A 20013-nucleotide genomic window follows, 5' to 3' on the forward strand; every position below is an offset into this window, starting at 1 on the left:
TTAGCCACCGTTTCCAGTAGTTATCCCCCTCCATCAGGCAGTTTCCCAGACATTACTCACCCGTCCGCCACTCGTCACCCGAGAGCAAGCTCTCTGTGCTACCGTTCGACTTGCATGTGTTAGGCCTGCCGCCAGCGTTCAATCTGAGCCATGATCAAACTCTTCAATTTAAAAGTTTGATGCTCATGAATTAAACTTCGTAATGAATTACGTGTTCACTCTTGAGACTTGGTATTCATTTTTCGTCTTGCGACGTCAAGAATCCGTATCTTCGAGTGCCCACACAGATTGTCTGATAAATTGTTAAAGAGCAGTGCAACGCGGCTTTCGCTCACCGTTGCGAGGTGGCGTATATTACGCTTTCCTCTTTTTGAGTCAAGCCTTTATTTTCGCTTTCCTCACAGACTTCTTAACGAAGCCTTTCTGACCCGGCGGCCTGTATGCCGTTGTTCCGTGTCAGTGGTGGCGCATTATAGGGAGTTATTAGAGCCTGACAAGACCTAAATGCAAAAAAAAGCTCAACCGTTCACTTTTCAAACAACATTTGAACCAAAAGCCTATTTTCGCCTGGTTTTTAAACAAAAACGAGCCCGTCAGGGCCCGTTTTATTCAAATTTGTGACTTACTGCACTGCCACAATACGATCATCATTGGCTTCAAGGCGAATCACTTTGCCAGGAACCAGTTCACCAGACAGGATTTGCTGCGCCAGTGGGTTTTCGATCTGCTGTTGAATAGCACGTTTTAACGGACGCGCCCCGTAGACCGGATCGTAACCGTTGGCGCTCAACAGTTTCAGCGCCTCGTCGGAGATATGGATTTCATAACCACGTTCTTCCAGACGTTTGTACAGACGCTGCAGCTGGATCTGAGCAATAGAAGCGATGTGTTGCTCACCTAACGGATGGAATACCACAACTTCATCAATACGGTTGATAAATTCCGGACGGAAGTTTTGGCTAACCACACCCAGCACCATCTCTTTCATTCGACCGTAATCCAGTTCGCCAAAGCGCTCCTGAATGAGATCGGAACCGAGGTTAGAAGTCATAATGACCACCGTATTACGGAAGTCGACCGTTCTCCCCTGCCCGTCAGTCAGCCGACCGTCGTCCAGCACCTGCAACAGAATGTTGAATACATCCGGATGCGCTTTTTCTACTTCATCCAACAAGATGACGGAATAAGGACGACGGCGCACCGCTTCCGTCAAATAACCGCCTTCTTCATAGCCGACATATCCCGGAGGCGCCCCGACCAAACGAGACACGGAGTGTTTCTCCATAAACTCAGACATGTCGATACGCACCATCGCGTCGTCGCTGTCGAACATAAAGTTAGCCAGCGCTTTACACAGTTCGGTTTTACCGACCCCCGTCGGCCCAAGGAACAGGAAGGAACCAATCGGACGGTTCGGATCGGACAGCCCCGCGCGGCTACGACGTATGGCGTTCGATACTGCTTCAACGGCTTCATTCTGCCCGATCACACGGCTGTGTAACTCTTGTTCCATACGCAACAGTTTTTCACGTTCGCCTTCCAGCATTCTGGCAACCGGAATACCGGTCCAGCGCGCCAGCACTTCGGCAATTTCCGCATCCGTTACTTTGTTACGTAACAGACGCATGGTTTTACCTTCCGACTGGGTCGCGGCTTCTAACTGTTTTTCCAGCTCCGGAATTTTGCCGTACTGCAGTTCAGACATTCGCGCCAGGTCGCCAACGCGACGCGCCTGCTCGATGGCGATCTTCGCCTGCTCCAGCTCCGCTTTAATAGTTTGCGTACCAGAGAGCGACGCTTTTTCCGCTTTCCACTCTTCTTCTAACTCAGAATACTGACGCTCTTTATCGTCCAGTTCTTCATTCAGCATATCGAGACGTTTTTTACTCGCCTCGTCAGACTCTTTCATCAACGCCTGCTGTTCCAGTTTGAGCTGAATAATGCGGCGGTCGAGCCTGTCCAGCTCCTCCGGCTTAGAGTCAATCTGCATACGAATGCTGGATGCCGCTTCATCGATGAGGTCGATAGCTTTATCCGGCAACTGACGGTCGGCGATATAGCGATGAGACAATGTTGCCGCCGCCACAATCGCCGGGTCAGTGATCTGCACATGGTGATGCAGCTCGTAACGTTCTTTCAGGCCACGCAGAATAGCAATGGTGTCTTCCACTGAAGGTTCTGCGACAAACACTTTTTGAAAACGACGTTCCAGCGCCGCGTCTTTTTCAATGTACTGACGGTATTCATCCAGCGTGGTGGCGCCCACACAGTGCAGTTCACCACGCGCCAGCGCCGGTTTCAGCATATTCCCGGCGTCCATTGCGCCATCGGCCTTACCTGCGCCAACCATGGTGTGCAGCTCGTCAATAAACAGGATGACGTTGCCTTCCTGTTTCGCCAGATCGTTCAGCACGCCTTTCAGACGCTCTTCAAATTCGCCGCGATATTTCGCCCCGGCCACCAGCGCGCCCATATCCAGCGCCAGTACGCGACGACCTTTTAAGCCTTCAGGGACTTCACCGTTAATAATGCGCTGCGCCAGTCCTTCAACAATTGCCGTTTTACCGACCCCTGGCTCACCGATTAACACCGGGTTGTTTTTAGTACGACGTTGCAGTACCTGAATGGTACGGCGAATTTCTTCATCACGACCAATTACCGGGTCAAGCTTACCTTGTTCAGCCCGCTCGGTCAGATCGACGGTATATTTTTTCAAGGCCTGACGTTGGTCTTCAGCCCCTTGATCGTTCACGCTTTCACCTCCGCGCATCTGTTCAATTGCCTGAGTGATATTGGCCGTGGTCGCACCGGCTGATTTCAGCAGATCGGTTAACGTGCCGCGAGACTCAAGCGCCGCCAGAACAAACAGCTCTGACGAAATAAAATTGTCCCCTCGTTTTTGCGCCAGCTTGTCGCAAAGGTTCAGTACGCGCACCAGTTCCGAAGAAGGCTGTACGTCGCCGCCGGTACCTTCCACCTGCGGTAAACGGCTCAGCGCTTGATCGATAGCGGTGCGCAACTGGCCAGCATTAATGCCGGCGGAGGTTAATAAAGGACGTATCGATCCCCCTTCCTGGTTCAGCAAGGCGCTCATAAAATGAAGAGGTTCGATGAATTGGTTGTCGTGCCCCAGCGCGAGCGACTGGGCATCGGCAAGAGCAAGCTGGAATTTGTTAGTAAGACGATCCAGACGCATAACTCCTCCCATAACAGGTCAAAATTGCTACTGGAGATTAAATGAGGTCATCCCTCAATTATTCAAGGTGAATGACCTGAATTATGTGAAAAGAAAGTTACCCGTACCGGATCGTCTTGATTCTTTAGGTTATATCAGCCAAATAAAACTTGCCATACGACCTGTCGTCTTGTCGCGACGATAAGAGAAGAAAGTCTCACTTTCGCTAAAGGTGCAGCGATCCCCGCCATAGACATGTTCAACGCCGGTATTCGCCAGACGTTGGCGTGCAAGCTGATAAATATCCGCCAGAAATTTTTCCCCGTGCGGCAAAAATGCGCTATCGGCTTGCGCATCTTTTGCTAAAAATGCGTCACGCACTTCCGGCCCCACTTCAAACGCGGTCGGGCCGATCGCCGGACCTAACCAGGCGATGATATTTTCTGGTTTGTCAGCAAAGCAGGTGACAGTTTCCTCCAGTACGCCTTCACATAATCCGCGCCAGCCCGCATGAGCCGCCGCCACTTCTGTTCCCTCACGGTTACAGAATAGCACAGGCAGGCAGTCTGCCGTCATTACCGCGCAGACGGTTCCTGGCGTATTGCTGTAAGACGCATCCGCACGTTTGGAGGCATAAGGTTCCCCGGTAAGCCTCAACACATTTTTACCGTGAACCTGTTCAAGCCAGACAGGTTTCGAAGGCAGATTGCCCGCCGCAAACAGACGCTTGCGGTTCTCTTCAACATGCTCCGGGTTATCGCCGCAATGCGCGCCCAGATTCAGCGAGTCGTAAGGCGGTAAACTCACCCCGCCAATACGGGTAGAACTACAGGCTGCGACGCCTTTCGGCAGCGGCCACTGCGGGACAATCAGTGCATTCATAACCAGTCCACATCATCTTTATGATCTTCGAAATCGGCGCGCATCGCATCGATAAGGTCCACCATATCTTGTGGAATCGGCGCGTGCCACTCCATTTCGATACCCGATACAGGATGGTAGAGACGCAGCATCGTTGCATGAAGCGCCTGGCGGTCAAACTTACGCAGCGTGGAAATAAATTCTTCCGATGCGCCTTTCGGTGGACGTGGACGACCACCGTAGACCTGATCGCCCACTAACGGGTGCGTAATATGCGCCATATGCACGCGGATCTGGTGCGTACGCCCGGTCTCCAGACGCAACCTAAGACGCGTGTGCACACGGAAATGTTCCATAATACGGTAGTGGGTCACCGCCGGTTTGCCCATGGGATGCACCGACATATGGGTACGTTTGGTCGGGTGACGACTAATGGGTTCATTCACCGTTCCTCCCGCCGTCATATGTCCGATCGCGACCGCTTCATATTCGCGGGTGATCTCGCGCAGCTGCAAAGACTCCACCAGGCGCGTTTGCGCCGGAACGGTTTTGGCCACCACCATCAGCCCCGTCGTGTCCTTATCCAGACGATGCACAATGCCCGCGCGCGGGACATCCGCAATCGGCGGATAATAATGTAGCAACGCGTTCAGTACCGTACCGTCCGGGTTACCCGCGCCAGGATGTACCACCAGATCGCGTGGTTTGTTGATAACCAGAATATCGTCATCTTCATAAACAATATCTAACGGGATATCCTGCGCTTCAAAACGAATCTCTTCGTCGATCTCCGCATCAATAGCCACCCGCTCGCCGCCTAACACTTTTTCTTTTGGCTTATCGCAAAGTTGACCATTGACCAACACGCGCTGATTCAAAATCCATTCTTTTATACGCGAACGTGAATAATCCGGGAACATTTCGGCCAAAGCCTGATCTAAGCGTTGACCGAGTTGGTTTTCGGAGACCGTTGCGGTGAGTTGTACTCGTTGTGCCATATACAGCTTCTTCGTTTAACGTTGGGTTTTACGGCTTTGCCGTTTAATATAGTGTGCTATTGTAGCTGGTCTTAACCGGGAGCAGGAACAGAGAATCTCCCGTAAAACATTTTGAGGAAAGTCAAAACGTCATGACGCGCATGAAATATCTGGTGGCAGCAGCCACGTTGAGCCTGTTTCTGGCGGGTTGCTCGGGTTCAAAGGAAGAGGTGCCCGATAATCCGCCGAATGAAATCTACGCGACTGCTCAGCAAAAGCTGCAGGACGGTAACTGGAAACAGGCAATAACGCAATTGGAAGCGTTAGATAATCGTTATCCATTCGGACCGTATTCTCAGCAGGTGCAGTTGGATCTTATCTACGCCTATTACAAAAACGCCGATTTGCCGCTAGCGCAGGCCGCCATCGATCGTTTTATGCGTCTTAATCCAACGCACCCTAATATTGATTATGTCATGTACATGCGCGGCCTGACGAACATGGCGCTGGATGATAGCGCGCTGCAGGGTTTCTTTGGCGTCGATCGCAGCGATCGCGATCCGCAACATGCGCGGGCGGCGTTCAATGACTTTTCGAAACTGGTACGCAGCTATCCTAATAGCCAGTACACCACCGACGCCACTAAGCGTCTGGTATTCCTGAAAGACCGTCTGGCGAAATATGAATATTCCGTCGCAGAGTACTATACCGCGCGCGGCGCATGGGTTGCGGTCGTAAACCGGGTAGAAGGTATGCTACGCAATTATCCTGATACGCAGGCCACGCGCGATGCGTTGCCGCTGATGGAAAACGCCTATCGCCAGATGCAGCTGAATGCGCAGGCTGACAAAGTCGCGAAAATTATTGCCGCTAACAGCAAAAACACCTGAAGCAATACCAACAAGCAAAACGGCAGCCTTCCGGCTGCCGTTTTTTTATTCGATATCTGATGCAACAGAAATGATTTCACTGCAACGCATCCAGTCAAATATGGCCTGCTTTCAGCCATTCCTCAAGTAAAAGATCGCTTCTTCCTGCGATGCCTCACAAAAAGTTCGCCTTGACAAAAAGTGACAAAATAATGTGATTTACATCACACATTTTGACATTAAGAACGGTATGCTGGAATCACCAAGACGGGAAAGACAAGAGGTAAAATTTATGACAATGAACATTACCAGTAAACAAATGGAAATTACTCCGGCAATTCGCCAACATGTCGCAGACCGTCTCGCCAAACTGGAAAAATGGCAAACTCACCTGATTAATCCTCATATCATTCTGTCTAAAGAGCCACAGGGCTTTATTGCTGACGCCACCATTAATACACCGAACGGACATCTGGTCGCCAGCGCAAAACACGAAGATATGTACACCGCTATTAATGAATTGATCAACAAGCTGGAACGGCAGCTCAATAAAGTGCAGCACAAAGGCGAAGCCCGTCGTGCCACCGCATCGGTGAAAGATGCCAGCTTCGTCGAAGCAGAAGAAGAGTAGTCCCTTACATTGAGTGTATCGCCAACGCGCCTTCGGGCGCGTTTTTTGTTGACAGGATTAAAACAGTACGGGTACTGTACTTACGTACACAAAGGAAACAGTTATGAAGCTCACCCGGTTTTTCTTCGCATTCTTTTTTATCTTCCCCTGACCGGGAGGCGTTTCGTCATGTGATAAAGAATGCGAAGACGAACAAGAAGGCCTCCCCCACCGGGAGGCCTTTTTTATTGATAACAAAAAAGGCAACACTATGACATCGGAAAACCCATTACTGGCGCTGCGAGATAAAATCAGCGCTTTAGACGAAGAGTTACTGGCCTTACTGGCAAAACGACGCGCGCTGGCGATTGAAGTGGGACAAGCAAAACTACTGTCGCATCGTCCGGTTCGGGATATCGATCGTGAACGCGCGCTGCTGGACAGGCTCATCCATCTCGGTAAAGCCCACCATCTCGACGCACACTACATTACCCGTCTGTTCCAGCTTATCATTGAAGACTCCGTGCTTACTCAGCAGGCGCTGCTGCAACAACATCTGAATAATACTCACCCTCATTCGGCACGTATTGCGTTTCTTGGGCCGAAAGGCTCCTATTCTCATCTCGCGGCGCGCCAGTATGCCGCACGTCATTTTGAGCAATTTATTGAGAGCGGCTGCGCAAAATTCGCCGATATTTTTCATCAGGTCGAAACCGGCCAGGCCGATTACGCCGTGGTTCCGATAGAGAACACCAGCTCCGGCGCTATCAACGATGTGTACGACTTATTGCAACACACCAGTCTGTCGATTGTCGGTGAGATGACCGTCACTATCGATCACTGCGTACTGGTTTCCGGCGCTACGGATCTGAATACCATCGAAACGGTGTACAGCCATCCGCAGCCGTTCCAGCAGTGCAGTAAGTTTTTGAGCCGCTATCCGCACTGGAAAATCAACTATACCGAGAGTACGTCGGCAGCGATGGAAAAAGTCGCGCAGGCGAACTCTCCGCGCGTCGCGGCGCTCGGCAGCGAGGCAGGCGGCATGTTGCACGGATTACAGGTGCTGGAACGCATCGCCGCAAACCAGACGCAGAATATCACCCGCTTTCTGGTACTGGCGCGCAAAGCCATCAACGTTTCCGATCAGGTTCCGGCAAAAACCACTCTGTTAATCGCCACCGGGCAGCAAGCTGGCGCGCTGGTCGAAGCGCTGCTGGTGCTGCGTAACCACAATCTCATCATGACGAAACTGGAGTCGCGCCCCATTCACGGCAATCCGTGGGAAGAGATGTTTTATCTCGATATTCAGGCGAACCTGGAGTCGCAGGTAATGCAAAGCGCGCTAAAAGAGCTGGGCGAGATCACGCGCTCAATGAAAGTGCTTGGCTGCTATCCCAGCGAAAACGTCGTGCCGGTAGAACCTGCCTGACGTTCAATAAAACGGCTTTTCTTCATCCCTGCGACGGCTACCTGCAGGGTGAAGATGGCGCCGGAGAGCGGATAATCCGCCACTTCCTGAGCAGACATATTTTCTCTGGTAGTTGTAATAAACAGCGTTTTCATATCTGCGCCGCCAAAGCAAACCATCGTCGGACAACGTACCGGCAACCGGTACTCTTCCAGCTGCTCTCCTTGCGGTGAGAAACGCGCCACGCGCCAGCCGTCAAACATCGCGCTCCAGTAGCACCCTTCGCTATCCATCGCCGCGCCGTCGGGAAGTCCTTCTCCTTCGCCAAAATGGCGAAAAAGTTCACGCTTGCCCGGTTCGCCATGCTTATCAAATAACGTGCGGTATATCACGCCATTCGGCGTATCGGAGGTATACATCCACTGGTTATTCGGGCTGAACGCCAGGCCATTGTGTCCCTGGATATCGCACTGGATCACTTTTGCCGTCAGGTCATGATCGATCCGCATCAGCAACGCGCCATTATAGTCACCTGGCGCCCAGAACGTTCCGGCATAAAAACGTCCATCACCATCAGTGCCGCCATCGTTGAAACGCGCCAGTTTCGTATTAGAGGGATTGTCGCAAACCTTACGCTGCAATAATCCATTTTTATCGGCCAGCCAGATAGCATGACGCATGGCCACAATAAATCCGCCCTGCTCACGCAAGGCAAAACAACCCACCTCTTCCGGAAACGCCAGCACGCTATGCGTCCCGCTCGCCGGATGGTAACGATGGATCTCCTGTTCCAGGATATCGGTCCAATACAGCGCGCTTTCATCCTCGCTCCATGTGGGGCATTCTGGTAAATGTCCGACATAATCAAATAAAACGTGCGGCGTAGTCATAACGGTTCCTTAAACGAAAAAAGCCAGCAAAGCTGGCTTTTAGTATAGATGTCATCATTATGGTCGGCTGTCATTCGCCTGACGCAATAACACACGGCTTTCATTCTGGAAGCGTCTGGCATAATCGCCAAACCAGTGTTCAACTTTGCGAAAACTGTCGATAAAAGCCTGCTTATCACCCTGTTCCAGTAACCCGATCGCATCGCCAAAACGTTTATAGTAACGCTTGATAAGCGCCAGATTGCGCTCCGACGACATAATAATGTCCGCATACAGCTGCGGGTCCTGGGCGAACAGACGCCCGACCATCGCCAGCTCCAGTCGATAAATCGGCGATGATAGCGCCAGAAGCTGCTCAAGCTGGACGTTCTCTTCCGCCAGATGCAGCCCATAAGCGAAGGTAGCAAAGTGGCGCAACGCCTGGATAAAAGCCATGTTCTGATCGTGCTCGACAGCGCTAATTCGATGCAACCGCGCGCCCCACACCTGGATTTGCTCAAGGAACCACTGATACGCTTCCGGTTGACGCCCATCACACCAGACCACCACCTGCTTCGCCAGGCTCCCGCTGTCCGGACCAAACATCGGATGCAAGCCCAACACGGGGCCATCATGGGCCGCCAACATTGCCTGCAACGGACCGCTTTTCACCGATGCCAGATCGACCAGAATACAGTCGGACGGCAGGGGCGGCAGTTGCGCTATGACCTGTTCAGTAACATGAATCGGCACGCTGACGATCACCATTCCGGCATCGGCAACAATGTCCCTGGCGCGCGGCCAGTCCTGCTGTTCCAGAATACGGACCTGATAGCCCGACAGCGTGAGCATTTTTTCAAACAGACGCCCCATCTGTCCGCCGCCGCCCACAATGACGACCGGACGCAGAGAAGGACAAAGCGTTTTGAACCCCTTATCATTTTCGCTGGAGTAAGATTCACGCATTACCCGGCGCAGGACATCTTCAATGAGATCGGGCGGGACACCGATCGCTTCTGCTTCCGCCCGTCGTGAAGCCAGCATAGAGGCCTCACGCTCCGGCACGTAAATAGGCAGGCCAAAACGGCTTTTCACCTCGCCTACTTTGGCAACCAGTTCCAGGCGCTTAGCCAGTAAATTCAACAACGCTTTATCGACATCATCTATTTGATCGCGTAACGCGGTCAATTCAGCAACCATAACAACCTCTTATGCGACGCGCACCGCCAGCTGGCCGCTCAAATCTTTATGAATTTCACGTAACAGGGCATCGGTCATCTCCCAGCTAATACAAGCATCGGTGACGGAAACGCCATACTTCATTTCGCTGCGCGGCTGCTCGGAAGACTGATTACCCTCATGAATATTACTTTCAATCATTAAGCCAATGATTGAACGATTGCCATCTTTAATCTGCGCAACCACAGATTCGGCAACGGCTGGCTGGCGGCGATAATCTTTATTGGAGTTACCATGACTGCAATCTACCATCAGCGAAGGACGTAGTCCCGCCTGTTCCATCTCTTTTTCACACTGAGCGACATCTGCCGGGCTATAGTTTGGCGCTTTGCCGCCACGCAGAATTACATGGCCATGCGGATTTCCCTGGGTTTGCAATAACGCAACCTGACCGGCCTGGTTAATGCCAACAAAACGATGAGGTTGCGCAGCGGCGCGCATGGCGTTAATCGCTGTCGCCAGGCTGCCATCCGTGCCGTTTTTAAAGCCGACCGGCATAGAAAGACCAGACGCCATTTCGCGGTGGGTTTGCGATTCGGTTGTGCGCGCGCCTATCGCCGACCAGCTAAACAGATCGCCCAGGTATTGCGGGCTGTTCGGATCCAACGCTTCGGTCGCCAATGGCAACCCCATATTCACCAGTTCCACCAGTAGCTGACGCGCTATTTTCAACCCGGCTTCCACATCAAATGAGCCATCCATGTGAGGATCGTTAATCAGCCCTTTCCAGCCGACGGTAGTCCGCGGCTTTTCAAAATAGACGCGCATTACCAGATAGAGGCTATCGCTGACCTCTGCGGCAAGGGCTTTAAATCGACGGGCATATTCCAGAGCGGTTTCAGGATCGTGAATAGAACAAGGACCGCATACCACCAACAGACGCGGATCGCGCCCGGCAATAATGTCAGAAATGATTCCCCGGGACTGCGCTATCTGCGCTTCCTGCGCCAGGCTCAACGGAAAGGCCGCTTTAAGCTGCTCCGGCGTCATTAATACCTGTTCATCGGTGATACGTACGTTATTCAGCGCGTCTTTTTGCATGATGGCGATCCTGTCTTTTCTTGTTTGCGATAGTTGATCCTCCACGAGGATGTTTAAACCATACCACAAAAAGTAAAGATTTCAATCCATATTACGTAAAATAAACTTTACACCATGCGCAATCGTCGATTAAACCCCTCCATTTCGTATCAAAAACTTTACACAACAAGTGAATTATTTTATTCCCAGCCTCAGAAAAACGGTAAAATGAGCGATGCTCGCTATTTTTTGATTATTTTTTCTCCGCACACATATTTTTACTTTCTGATATAGGGTGATTAATACCATTATCACAAGAATTTAATATCAGGGACGCCACTTAAATTATTCATATTATCAATAAGAAATAATGACGATATGGCAAAATAATGTTATTTTGCTACAAACAATCACGGATGTATTTTAATGCTTTACGACTGAAGATGGTGGGGACTTGTTAATGCGTTTTTCTCACCGATTTATCCTTCTGTTATCGCTATTATTAGCAAGCTTGCCTCTGTATGCTCAACGCGTCACGGAAGAAGAGAAATCCGTACGCGCCATCGTCTCCGGTATCGTCAGTTATACACACTGGCCGGCGTTATCCGGGCCGCCAAGGCTATGCATATTTTCATCTGCGCGTTTTGTCAGGGTACTTAGCGAAGAGGCTGACTGGGCTTTCCCTTATCAACCGCTTGTCATCCGTACCACACAGGAAGCCCTGAGCGCCCGCTGTGATGGTTTTTACTTTGGCAATGAATCGCCAGCTTATCAGGTGGAGTTAACGCGTCATTATCCAGTTAATGCCTTGTTATTAATTGCCGAGCAAAATACCGAATGTATTATGGGCAGCGCATTTTGTCTGATCATTAACAATGATGAAGTCAAATTTTCCGTCAACCTGGACTCCCTCTCGCATAGCGGGGTGAGAGTGAATCCAGAAGTATTAATGCTTGCACGGAATCAAAAGCATGAATAAGGAATTTTCTCTGTCCAGACCAACATTTAAACGCACACTACGGCGGATTAGTATAATCAGCGTGCTGCTTACAATGACATTGATCTGGCTATTAATTTGCGTTGCGTCTGTCCTTACGCTCAAACAGTATGCGCAAAAAAATCTCGATTTGACCGCCGCCACAATGGCCCATAGCCTTGAAGCGGCACTGGTATTTTCCGATAACGCGGCCGCAGCGGAAACGCTCGCCACACTGGGACGCCAGGGACAATTTTCAGCGGCGGAGGTCCGCGATAAAAATGGCCGTACTATCGCCTCATGGCGCTATGATGCGCGAGCCGCAGACGATAAGCTCATCGGCTTAATTAGCCACTGGCTTTTTCCATTGCCGGTATCGCAACCCGTCTGGCACAACGGCAGGGCCATCGGCGAAGTACGGCTTGTCGCCCGCGACAGCCTTATTGGTCATTTTATCTGGCTATCGCTGGCAGTGCTGACAGGATGTATTCTGCTGGCATCCGGCATTGCCCTGCTGCTCACGCGTTATTTACACAATGGCGTTGTGGATGCGCTGCAAAATATTACTGAAGTTGTACACGACGTTCGCACTAACCGAAATTTTTCACGCCGGGTACCTGATGAGCGTATTGCGGAATTTCACCTGTTTGCGCAGGATTTCAATAGCCTTCTGGATGAGATGGAAGAATGGCAGCTACGGCTTCAGGCTAAAAATGCCCAGTTACTGCGTACCGCACTGCACGATCCGCTGACGGGGCTTGCCAATCGCGCGGCATTTCGCAGCTGTATTAACGCGCTGATGAAGGACAATTCCGCTCGTAGCAGTTCGGCATTGTTATTTCTGGATGGCGATAACTTTAAATATATTAATGATACCTGGGGACATGCGGCAGGCGACCGCGTACTTATAGAGGTTGCCAAAAGATTAGCGGAATTCGGTGGTAGCCGTTATCAGACTTACCGACTCGGCGGCGATGAATTTGCGATGGTGCTTTACGATGTACATTCGGAATATGAAGTACAACGTATTTGCGCAGCGCTATCCCAGGCGTTTAATCGACCTTTTGAACTGCATAACGGCCAGCGAATAACGATGACCCTGAGTATTGGCTTTGCGCTGACATGGGAACATGCCACTGCCGAAAAACTACAAGAACTGGCCGATCGAAATATGTATCAGGCTAAACACCGGCGTGCGGAACGCTCGCTAAACTAAGGAACGGGCCTGGCCGTTTCTGACTCAGCGTTGAGACCACTGACCCAGACTAATCATGCAACCGTCTATGGCGTGGAGCAAACCCATAAAAAAAGGGGCCAGCGTAATGCCAGCCCCTTCTTTTCTACAAGCTTTCGGATGTTGCGAAAGCGCGTTCTTAGTTAAGACGCTCTTTGATACGAGCCGCTTTACCAGTACGCTCACGCAGGTAGTACAGTTTAGCTTTACGAACAGCACCACGACGTTTAACAGCAATGCTGTCAACTACCGGAGAGTGAGTCTGGAAGACACGCTCAACGCCTTCGCCGTTGGAAATTTTACGAACAGTGAATGCAGAGTGCAGACCGCGGTTACGAATAGCGATAACCACGCCCTCGAATGCCTGCAGACGTTTCTTGGTACCTTCAACAACCCATACTTTCACTTCCACGGTATCGCCCGGACGGAAGGAAGGTACGTTCTGCTTCATCTGCTCTTGTTCAAGTTGCTTAATAATGTTGCTCATAATTTAATCTCTTATCCTGGGTAAACTGATATTTGGGGGCCTATGCCATCCCATCATGTTTATGCTGCTGTTGTGCGTGTTCTGTTTTGAACTCCGCCAGCAACCTTGCTTGCTCTTCAGTCAGAGCCAGGTTTTCCAGAAGTTCAGGTCTTCTAAGCCAGGTTCGGCCCAGCGACTGTTTCAAACGCCAGCGACGTATCTCGGCATGGTTTCCCGACAGCAATACTGGCGGTACTTCCATCCCCTCTAACACTTCAGGGCGCGTATAGTGCGGACAATCCAGCAACCCATCAGCAAACGAATCTTCGATTGCTGATGCCTCATGCCCCAGAACCCCCGGTATAAACCGGGCGACGGAGTCAATCAGCGTCATTGCCGGTAGTTCGCCACCGCTGAGAACGTAATCGCCAATTGACCATTCTTCGTCAATTTCGGTCTGAATTACGCGCTCATCTACGCCTTCGTAGCGACCACACACCAGAATAAGCTTCTGATTCGTGGCCAGCTCGCTAACGCCCGCTTGATCAAGCTTGCGTCCCTGAGGCGACAGATAAATCACTTTAGCGCCTTCACCTGCCGCGGCTTTTGCTGCGTGAATGGCGTCCCGCAAGGGTTGCACCATCATTAACATCCCCGGTCCGCCGCCGTAAGGACGATCGTCCACGGTACGGTGCCGGTCATGAGTAAAGTCTCGAGGACTCCAGCTCTGGATGTTCAGCAGGCCATTTTTTACTGCCCGGCCAGTTACCCCGTAATCGGTAATTGCGCGGAACATTTCAGGAAACAGGCTAACGATACCTATAAACACAAGCCAATCCCCATAACGCCGACTTTTACCGTTTATCCGGTGGTTTAAAAACCAGGATCCCAGTCTACTTCGATAGTACGAGTAGCGAGATCGACTTTCTTGATAACCTGCCCATCGAGGAACGGTACTAGTCGTTCCTTGATACCAAATGCATCTTTCAGGTTCGCCTTAATGACGAGAACGTCATTCGACCCGGTTTCCATCATGTCGATAACTTTACCGAGATCGTAGCCTTCAGCGGTGACTACCTGGCAGCCCATCAGGTCTTTCCAGTAGTAGTCTCCCTCCTCAAGCGCAGGAAGTTGCGAGGAATCCACGACAATTTCGCAATTCGTCAGAAGATTCGCGGCATCTCGATCGTCAACGCCTTTCAGCTTGATGATCAGATCCTGATTGTGGTGCTTCCAGCTTTCCAGCTGTACCTGCTGCCACTGACCCGCCTTCTGGATAAACCAGGGCTGATAGTCAAAAATGCTTTCGGCGTCTTCAGTGGAGGAAAACACTCTGAGCCAACCACGGATACCGTATGAAGAACCCATTTTCCCCAGTACAACCGGTTCAGCGGGTACTTGTGCGGCGAGTTGCTTGCTCATCATGACCACCGTGACAGATTAAGCTGCTTTTTTTACTTCTTTGATCAGCGCCGCAACGCGATCGGAAATGGTTGCGCCCTGGCCAACCCAGTGAGCGATGCGATCCAGATCCAGGCGGGTGCCTTCTTCTTTTTCGCTAGCGATTGGGTTGAAGAAACCAACGCGCTCAATGAAGCGACCGTTGCGTGCATTACGGCTGTCGGTGACAACAACCTGGTAGAACGGACGCTTTTTAGCGCCGTGACGAGCTAAACGAATAGTTACCATAACATCCTCTTGTGTGAATAAAACAACCGGGCCCCATCGAGGAACGGAGCCCGGCGTCATATTAAAAGCCCGAAAATTTTACTGATTTCTGGGAGAATTGCAATCAACAGTTAATAACTCTGCTGTAGAAGGCCGTCGGCGGCGCAGCGAGTTCGGTACCGGCGTGCGCGCAGCCACCGCAGCGTACACGCAGTACGTGAGGATGGCGAGCACACCCCGGTGCCGAAATAGCAAGTGAGCCAGGCCGGGAAATTAGCGACCCGGGAAGCCTGGCGGCATCATCCCCTTCATACTCCGCATCATCTTCGCCATCCCGCCCTTCTTCATCTTCTTCATCATGCGCTGCATGTCGTCGAACTGTTTCAGAAGGCGGTTAACGTCCTGCACCTGCATCCCACAGCCCTGCGCGATACGACGCTTGCGGGAACCTTTGATGATTTCCGGCTTCGCGCGCTCTTTCAGCGTCATCGAATTGATGATCGCTTCCATACGCACCAGCACCTTGTCATCCATCTGCGATTTAACGTTGTCCGGAATCTGCCCCATGCCCGGTAATTTGCCCATCAGACTGGCCATACCGCCCATGTTTTTCATCTGTTTGAGCTGTTCCAGGAAGTCGTTCAGGTCGAAACCGTCGCCTTTCTTCAGTTTGGTCGCCAGCTTCTCAGCCTGTGCGCGGTCAACTTTGCTTTCGATATCTTCGATAAGAGACAGTACGTCGCCCATGCCGAGAATACGCGAGGCGATACGATCCGGGTGGAACGGCTCCAGCGCGTCGGTTTTCTCGCCGACACCGAGGAATTTAATCGGCTTGCCGGTGATATGACGAATAGAGAGCGCCGCACCGCCACGCGCATCACCATCAACTTTGGTCAGCACCACGCCGGTTAACGGCAGCGCTTCGTTAAAGGCTTTTGCGGTATTCGCCGCATCCTGACCGGTCATCGCATCGACGACAAACAGCGTTTCTACTGGCTTGATAGAAGCGTGGACCTGTTTGATTTCGTCCATCATCGCTTCGTCAACATGCAGACGACCGGCGGTATCCACCAGCAGCACGTCGTAGAATTTGAGCTTCGCTTCTTTCAGCGCGGCGTTGACGATATCAACCGGTTTCTGGCCGACATCAGACGGGAAGAAATCCACGCCAACCTGCTCAGCCAGCGTTTCGAGCTGTTTGATCGCCGCCGGGCGATAGACGTCGGCAGAGACGACCAGCACTTTCTTCTTGTGCTTCTCGCGCAAGAATTTACCCAACTTACCGACGCTGGTGGTTTTACCCGCCCCCTGCAGACCCGCCATCAATACTACGGCTGGCGGCTGCGCAGCTAAATTCAGCGTCTGGTTCTCTTCGCCCATCGCCGCAACCAGTTCGCTACGGACAATCTTGACGAACTCCTGCCCTGGGGTCAGGCTCTTGTTAACTTCATGACCAACCGCTTTCTCTTTTACGCGATTGATGAACTCACGCACTACCGGCAGCGCAACGTCAGCCTCCAGCAGCGCCATGCGCACTTCGCGCAGCGTCTCTTTAACGTTGTCTTCAGTAAGGCGCCCACGGCCACTGATATTGCGCAGCGTGCGCGACAAACGATCGGTTAAATTATCAAACATTGTCTCTCGCCTGGGGTGGAAACGGTTGGTCGCCGCAGCGACACAGTTACAGAATTTCGCCACAGTATACCATGAAGCCGTCTTTGTTGTTATGCAACGGTTGGAGCTGCGGTCACGTAACGCTATACTGCTTCTCTTTCTCACTGGTCAACTGTCGACACAACTATGCCCGTTTTTGCTTTACTTGCCCTTGTCGCCTACTCCTTCAGCCTCGCGCTGATCGTTCCCGGACTGTTGCAAAAAAACAGCGGCTGGCGGCGTATGGCTATTCTTTCTGCGGTCATCGCGCTGGTGTGCCATGCTGTCGCGCTGGAATCGCGTATTCTACCCGGCGGCGACAGTGGACAAAACCTGAGCTTGCTGAATGTCGGTTCGCTGGTCAGCCTGATGATCTGCACGGTGATGACCATTGTCGCGTCGCGTAATCGCGGCTGGTTACTTCTGCCCATTGTCTATGCTTTTGCGCTGATTAACCTGGCCTTCGCCACATTCATGCCTAATGAATATATTACGCATCTGGAAGCGACCCCAGGCATGATGGTGCACATCGGTCTGTCGCTTTTCTCTTACGCGACGCTGATAATCGCCGCGCTGTATGCGCTACAACTGGCGTGGATCGACTATCAGTTGAAGAACAAAAAGCTGGCGTTTAGTAATGAAATGCCGCCATTGATGAGCATTGAGCGCAAAATGTTTCATATTACGCAGATTGGCGTCGTACTGCTGACCCTTACTCTGTGTACCGGCCTGTTTTACATGCATAACCTGTTCAGTACTGAAAATATTGATAAAGCCGTGCTCTCTATCGTGGCATGGTTTGTCTATATCGTTCTGCTGTGGGGGCATTACCATGAAGGCTGGCGGGGTCGGCGGGTCGTGTGGTTTAACGTCGCAGGCGCGGGTATTCTGACGCTGGCCTATTTTGGTAGCCGCATATTACAGCAATTTGTAAGCTAAGCTTTTAAAGGAGTTTCCCCTGGAACACATCTCCACCACCACGCTGATTATCATATTAATCATCATGGTGGTCATCTCGGCCTATTTTTCCGGTTCCGAAACTGGAATGATGACGCTAAACCGTTACCGTTTACGCCATATGGCGAAGCAAGGTAATCGCTCGGCAAAACGGGTAGAAAAATTACTGCGTAAACCCGATCGACTGATAAGCCTGGTGCTGATCGGCAATAACCTGGTCAACATTCTTGCCTCGGCGCTCGGCACGATTGTGGGTATGCGGCTTTACGGCGACGCTGGCGTGGCTATCGCCACCGGGGTACTGACGTTTGTCGTGTTAGTTTTTGCCGAAGTCCTGCCCAAGACTATCGCCGCGCTCTATCCGGAAAAAGTGGCCTATCCCAGCAGCTTCCTGCTGGCGCCGTTACAGATACTGATGATGCCGCTGGTGTGGTTACTTAACACCATCACCCGCCTACTGATGCGTCTGATGGGAATTAAAACGGACATCGTGGTCAGCGGGTCGTTAAGCAAAGAGGAATTACGCACTATCGTGCATGAATCCCGTTCGCAAATCTCTCGCCGCAATCAGGATATGCTGCTGTCGGTTCTCGACCTGGAAAAGGTCAGCGTGGATGACATCATGGTGCCGCGTAATGAAATTATCGGGATCGATATCAATGACGACTGGAAGTCTATCGAGCGGCAGCTCACCCACTCGCCGCACGGACGCATTGTGCTCTATCGCGATTCGCTGGATGACGCCATCAGTATGCTGCGCGTGCGTGAAGCCTGGCGGTTAATGGCCGAGAAAAAAGAGTTCACCAAAGAGATGATGCTGCGCGCCGCCGATGAAATCTATTACGTCCCGGAAGGTACGCCGCTCAGTACACAACTGATTAAATTTCAGCGTAATAAAAAGAAAGTCGGACTGGTCGTCAACGAATATGGCGATATCCAGGGGCTGGTCACCGTGGAAGATATTCTCGAGGAGATCGTTGGCGACTTCACCACATCGATGTCGCCGACACTGGCGGAAGAGGTCACGCCGCAAAACGACGGTTCGGTCATTATTGACGGTACCGCCAACGTCCGGGAAATCAATAAAGCGTTTAACTGGCACCTGCCGGAAGATGACGCGCGCACCGTCAACGGGGTGATTCTGGAGGCGCTGGAGGAAATTCCGGTTGCTGGCACGCGCGTGCGCATTGAGCAGTACGATATCGATATTCTCGATGTACAGGAAAATATGATTAAGCAGGTAAAGGTTGTACCGGTAAAACCGCTGCGCGAGAGTGTGGCGGAGTAACACAATGGCGAACTCCGGTTCGCCTTTTTTATCGCCGTCTTTTAAGATTCCATCAATTCCTGCCATTTACTTAACAATGCAATAATGTCTTTTCAGGCATTCAGAAAGGATATTGATGTTATGTCAGAAGATTATGTAATTGAATGGGATAAGAATTTTGCAGACGACCTCAACGTCGTCGCCAACGTTTTTTTATCGCACAACCCAACCTTATGGCCCACTATTTTCTCTCAACTTTCGACGCAACCTGAAATCTTTGAAGACGAAGATGAAGACGAATATGGGTTGCAGGACGTCCTGGATTGTAGCGGTGGCGATCTCGGAAATAACGAGCTGGCACAGGCATTTTTACAAGTTCTACGCGGCGAAGGATTTATTCACCTCGTTGACTGGAAAGGTGAAGATGAAGAAGGCGAACTGGCTAATTTTGCTACAGATCGCTTTTATGAACTCACAAAAAACCTGACGGCCTCTGAGGAATTAAGGAGTCTTCTTGTCGAAATAACCCAAGAGGATGAAATCTCCGATGTCTGTGAAGCCGGGGACCGTTACCTTGACGAGATCTTTGAACGCATCCAGACCGAACTCAATAAGAGGGGCTTCCAGATTTTTGATCTGAATGAAGGATCTGACACCTATAATGTGGTCGTTCTGCCAATGAGCGAATATAAAAAAATAGAAGATTTCAACACGCCGTGGCTGGAAGTGCAGGATTTTTTAAGCTAAAAAAATGGCCGACT

Annotated in this window: 20 protein-coding genes, 1 rRNA gene and 1 other annotated feature; of the genes, 9 read left to right on the plus strand and 12 right to left on the minus strand. The window is 51.3% G+C overall.

What is annotated here, in order from left to right:
- From ACLJQJ_RS10300 to rluD, 4 genes are all read right to left on the minus strand, one after another.
- Positions 1-170: ribosomal RNA gene (locus ACLJQJ_RS10300) — 16S ribosomal RNA — on the minus strand; the annotation flags it as partial.
- Between the two features lie 452 nt (positions 171-622).
- Positions 623-3196 carry an ATP-dependent chaperone ClpB gene (clpB, locus tag ACLJQJ_RS10305; RefSeq protein WP_063809645.1) on the minus strand — a complete coding sequence of 858 codons (2574 nt, stop codon included), beginning with the start codon at positions 3194-3196 and terminating at the stop codon, positions 623-625.
- A 129-nt stretch (positions 3197-3325) separates the two neighbouring features.
- A complete protein-coding gene (gene yfiH, locus ACLJQJ_RS10310) occupies positions 3326-4057 on the minus strand; it encodes a purine nucleoside phosphorylase YfiH (RefSeq protein WP_000992639.1) in 732 nt (243 codons plus the stop codon).
- A complete protein-coding gene (gene rluD, locus ACLJQJ_RS10315) occupies positions 4054-5034 on the minus strand; it encodes a 23S rRNA pseudouridine(1911/1915/1917) synthase RluD (protein WP_000079130.1) in 981 nt (326 codons plus the stop codon). Before rluD ends, yfiH begins: the two co-directional genes overlap by 4 nt.
- Positions 5035-5165: 131 nt before the next feature.
- Here rluD and bamD point away from each other — a divergent pair, with 131 nt between their 5' ends.
- The 4 genes from bamD to pheA all read left to right on the plus strand — a co-directional run bounded on the left by bamD (position 5166) and on the right by pheA (position 7924).
- Complete coding sequence (bamD, locus tag ACLJQJ_RS10320) at positions 5166-5903, plus strand: outer membrane protein assembly factor BamD (RefSeq protein WP_000197660.1); 738 nt, start codon at positions 5166-5168, stop codon at positions 5901-5903.
- A 271-nt stretch (positions 5904-6174) separates the two neighbouring features.
- Positions 6175-6513 (plus strand): ribosome-associated translation inhibitor RaiA, encoded by a 339-nt coding sequence (raiA, locus tag ACLJQJ_RS10325; RefSeq protein ID WP_000178449.1) that lies wholly within the window; start codon positions 6175-6177, stop codon positions 6511-6513.
- Between the two features lie 102 nt (positions 6514-6615).
- Positions 6616-6741, plus strand: a sequence feature (Phe leader region).
- Positions 6617-6664 (plus strand): pheA operon leader peptide PheL, encoded by a 48-nt coding sequence (gene pheL, locus ACLJQJ_RS10330; protein ID WP_010989056.1) that lies wholly within the window; start codon positions 6617-6619, stop codon positions 6662-6664. Its footprint overlaps the feature before it by 48 nt.
- Before the next feature lie 22 nt (positions 6742-6763).
- Entirely contained in the window at positions 6764-7924 is a 1161-nt protein-coding gene (pheA, locus tag ACLJQJ_RS10335) for a bifunctional chorismate mutase/prephenate dehydratase (protein WP_023181675.1), read from the plus strand.
- On the opposite strand, the gene ACLJQJ_RS10340 is transcribed toward pheA, so the two are convergent.
- Genes ACLJQJ_RS10340 through aroF form a run of 3 tightly spaced genes read right to left on the minus strand, consistent with a single transcriptional unit; the run spans position 7885 to position 11052 of the window.
- Positions 7885-8793 carry an SMP-30/gluconolactonase/LRE family protein gene (locus tag ACLJQJ_RS10340; protein ID WP_023238310.1) on the minus strand — a complete coding sequence of 303 codons (909 nt, stop codon included), beginning with the start codon at positions 8791-8793 and terminating at the stop codon, positions 7885-7887. The two genes, pheA and ACLJQJ_RS10340, sit on opposite strands and share 40 nt — an antisense overlap.
- Before the next feature lie 57 nt (positions 8794-8850).
- Positions 8851-9972 (minus strand): bifunctional chorismate mutase/prephenate dehydrogenase, encoded by a 1122-nt coding sequence (gene tyrA, locus ACLJQJ_RS10345; RefSeq protein ID WP_000225191.1) that lies wholly within the window; start codon positions 9970-9972, stop codon positions 8851-8853.
- Between the two features lie 9 nt (positions 9973-9981).
- Positions 9982-11052: a 3-deoxy-7-phosphoheptulonate synthase AroF gene (gene aroF / locus ACLJQJ_RS10350; RefSeq protein ID WP_001168062.1), complete on the minus strand. Its 1071-nt coding sequence runs from the start codon at positions 11050-11052 to the stop codon at positions 9982-9984.
- Between the two features lie 439 nt (positions 11053-11491).
- On the opposite strand from aroF, the gene ACLJQJ_RS10355 reads away from it, so the two are divergent.
- Both ACLJQJ_RS10355 and dgcN read left to right on the plus strand, forming a co-directional pair.
- Positions 11492-12010 carry a YfiR family protein gene (locus ACLJQJ_RS10355; RefSeq protein ID WP_001212380.1) on the plus strand — a complete coding sequence of 173 codons (519 nt, stop codon included), beginning with the start codon at positions 11492-11494 and terminating at the stop codon, positions 12008-12010.
- A complete protein-coding gene (dgcN, locus tag ACLJQJ_RS10360; RefSeq protein ID WP_001030985.1) occupies positions 12003-13223 on the plus strand; it encodes a diguanylate cyclase DgcN in 1221 nt (406 codons plus the stop codon). Before ACLJQJ_RS10355 ends, dgcN begins: the two co-directional genes overlap by 8 nt.
- 157 nt (positions 13224-13380) lie before the next feature.
- On the opposite strand, the gene rplS is transcribed toward dgcN, so the two are convergent.
- The 5 genes from rplS to ffh form a co-directional block, all read right to left on the minus strand.
- Positions 13381-13728, minus strand: coding sequence for a 50S ribosomal protein L19 (gene rplS / locus ACLJQJ_RS10365; protein ID WP_000065257.1), 348 nt, complete (start codon positions 13726-13728; stop codon positions 13381-13383).
- Between the two features lie 40 nt (positions 13729-13768).
- On the minus strand, positions 13769-14536 hold the full coding sequence (gene trmD / locus ACLJQJ_RS10370; RefSeq protein WP_000469813.1) for a tRNA (guanosine(37)-N1)-methyltransferase TrmD: 768 nt from the start codon (positions 14534-14536) through the stop codon (positions 13769-13771).
- Between the two features lie 44 nt (positions 14537-14580).
- Positions 14581-15129: a ribosome maturation factor RimM gene (gene rimM, locus ACLJQJ_RS10375; protein ID WP_000043266.1), complete on the minus strand. Its 549-nt coding sequence runs from the start codon at positions 15127-15129 to the stop codon at positions 14581-14583.
- A gap of 18 nt (positions 15130-15147) precedes the next feature.
- Complete coding sequence (gene rpsP / locus ACLJQJ_RS10380) at positions 15148-15396, minus strand: 30S ribosomal protein S16 (RefSeq protein ID WP_000256453.1); 249 nt, start codon at positions 15394-15396, stop codon at positions 15148-15150.
- A 252-nt stretch (positions 15397-15648) separates the two neighbouring features.
- Entirely contained in the window at positions 15649-17010 is a 1362-nt protein-coding gene (gene ffh, locus ACLJQJ_RS10385; RefSeq protein ID WP_000460052.1) for a signal recognition particle protein, read from the minus strand.
- A 165-nt stretch (positions 17011-17175) separates the two neighbouring features.
- On the opposite strand from ffh, the gene ACLJQJ_RS10390 reads away from it, so the two are divergent.
- The 3 genes from ACLJQJ_RS10390 to ACLJQJ_RS10400 all read left to right on the plus strand — a co-directional run bounded on the left by ACLJQJ_RS10390 (position 17176) and on the right by ACLJQJ_RS10400 (position 19999).
- Positions 17176-17967: an inner membrane protein YpjD gene (locus ACLJQJ_RS10390; protein ID WP_001537507.1), complete on the plus strand. Its 792-nt coding sequence runs from the start codon at positions 17176-17178 to the stop codon at positions 17965-17967.
- 19 nt (positions 17968-17986) lie between these two features.
- Entirely contained in the window at positions 17987-19273 is a 1287-nt protein-coding gene (locus ACLJQJ_RS10395) for an HlyC/CorC family transporter (RefSeq protein ID WP_127172650.1), read from the plus strand.
- 120 nt (positions 19274-19393) lie between these two features.
- The gene (locus ACLJQJ_RS10400; RefSeq protein ID WP_047606277.1) at positions 19394-19999 is read left to right on the plus strand and encodes a hypothetical protein; all 606 of its coding nucleotides are present in this window, start codon (positions 19394-19396) and stop codon (positions 19997-19999) included.
- The last annotated feature ends 14 nt before the right edge of the window (positions 20000-20013 follow it).

It is taken from the genome of Salmonella sp. SAL04202 (genome assembly GCF_046550775.1).
GTDB lineage: Bacteria > Pseudomonadota > Gammaproteobacteria > Enterobacterales > Enterobacteriaceae > Salmonella > Salmonella enterica.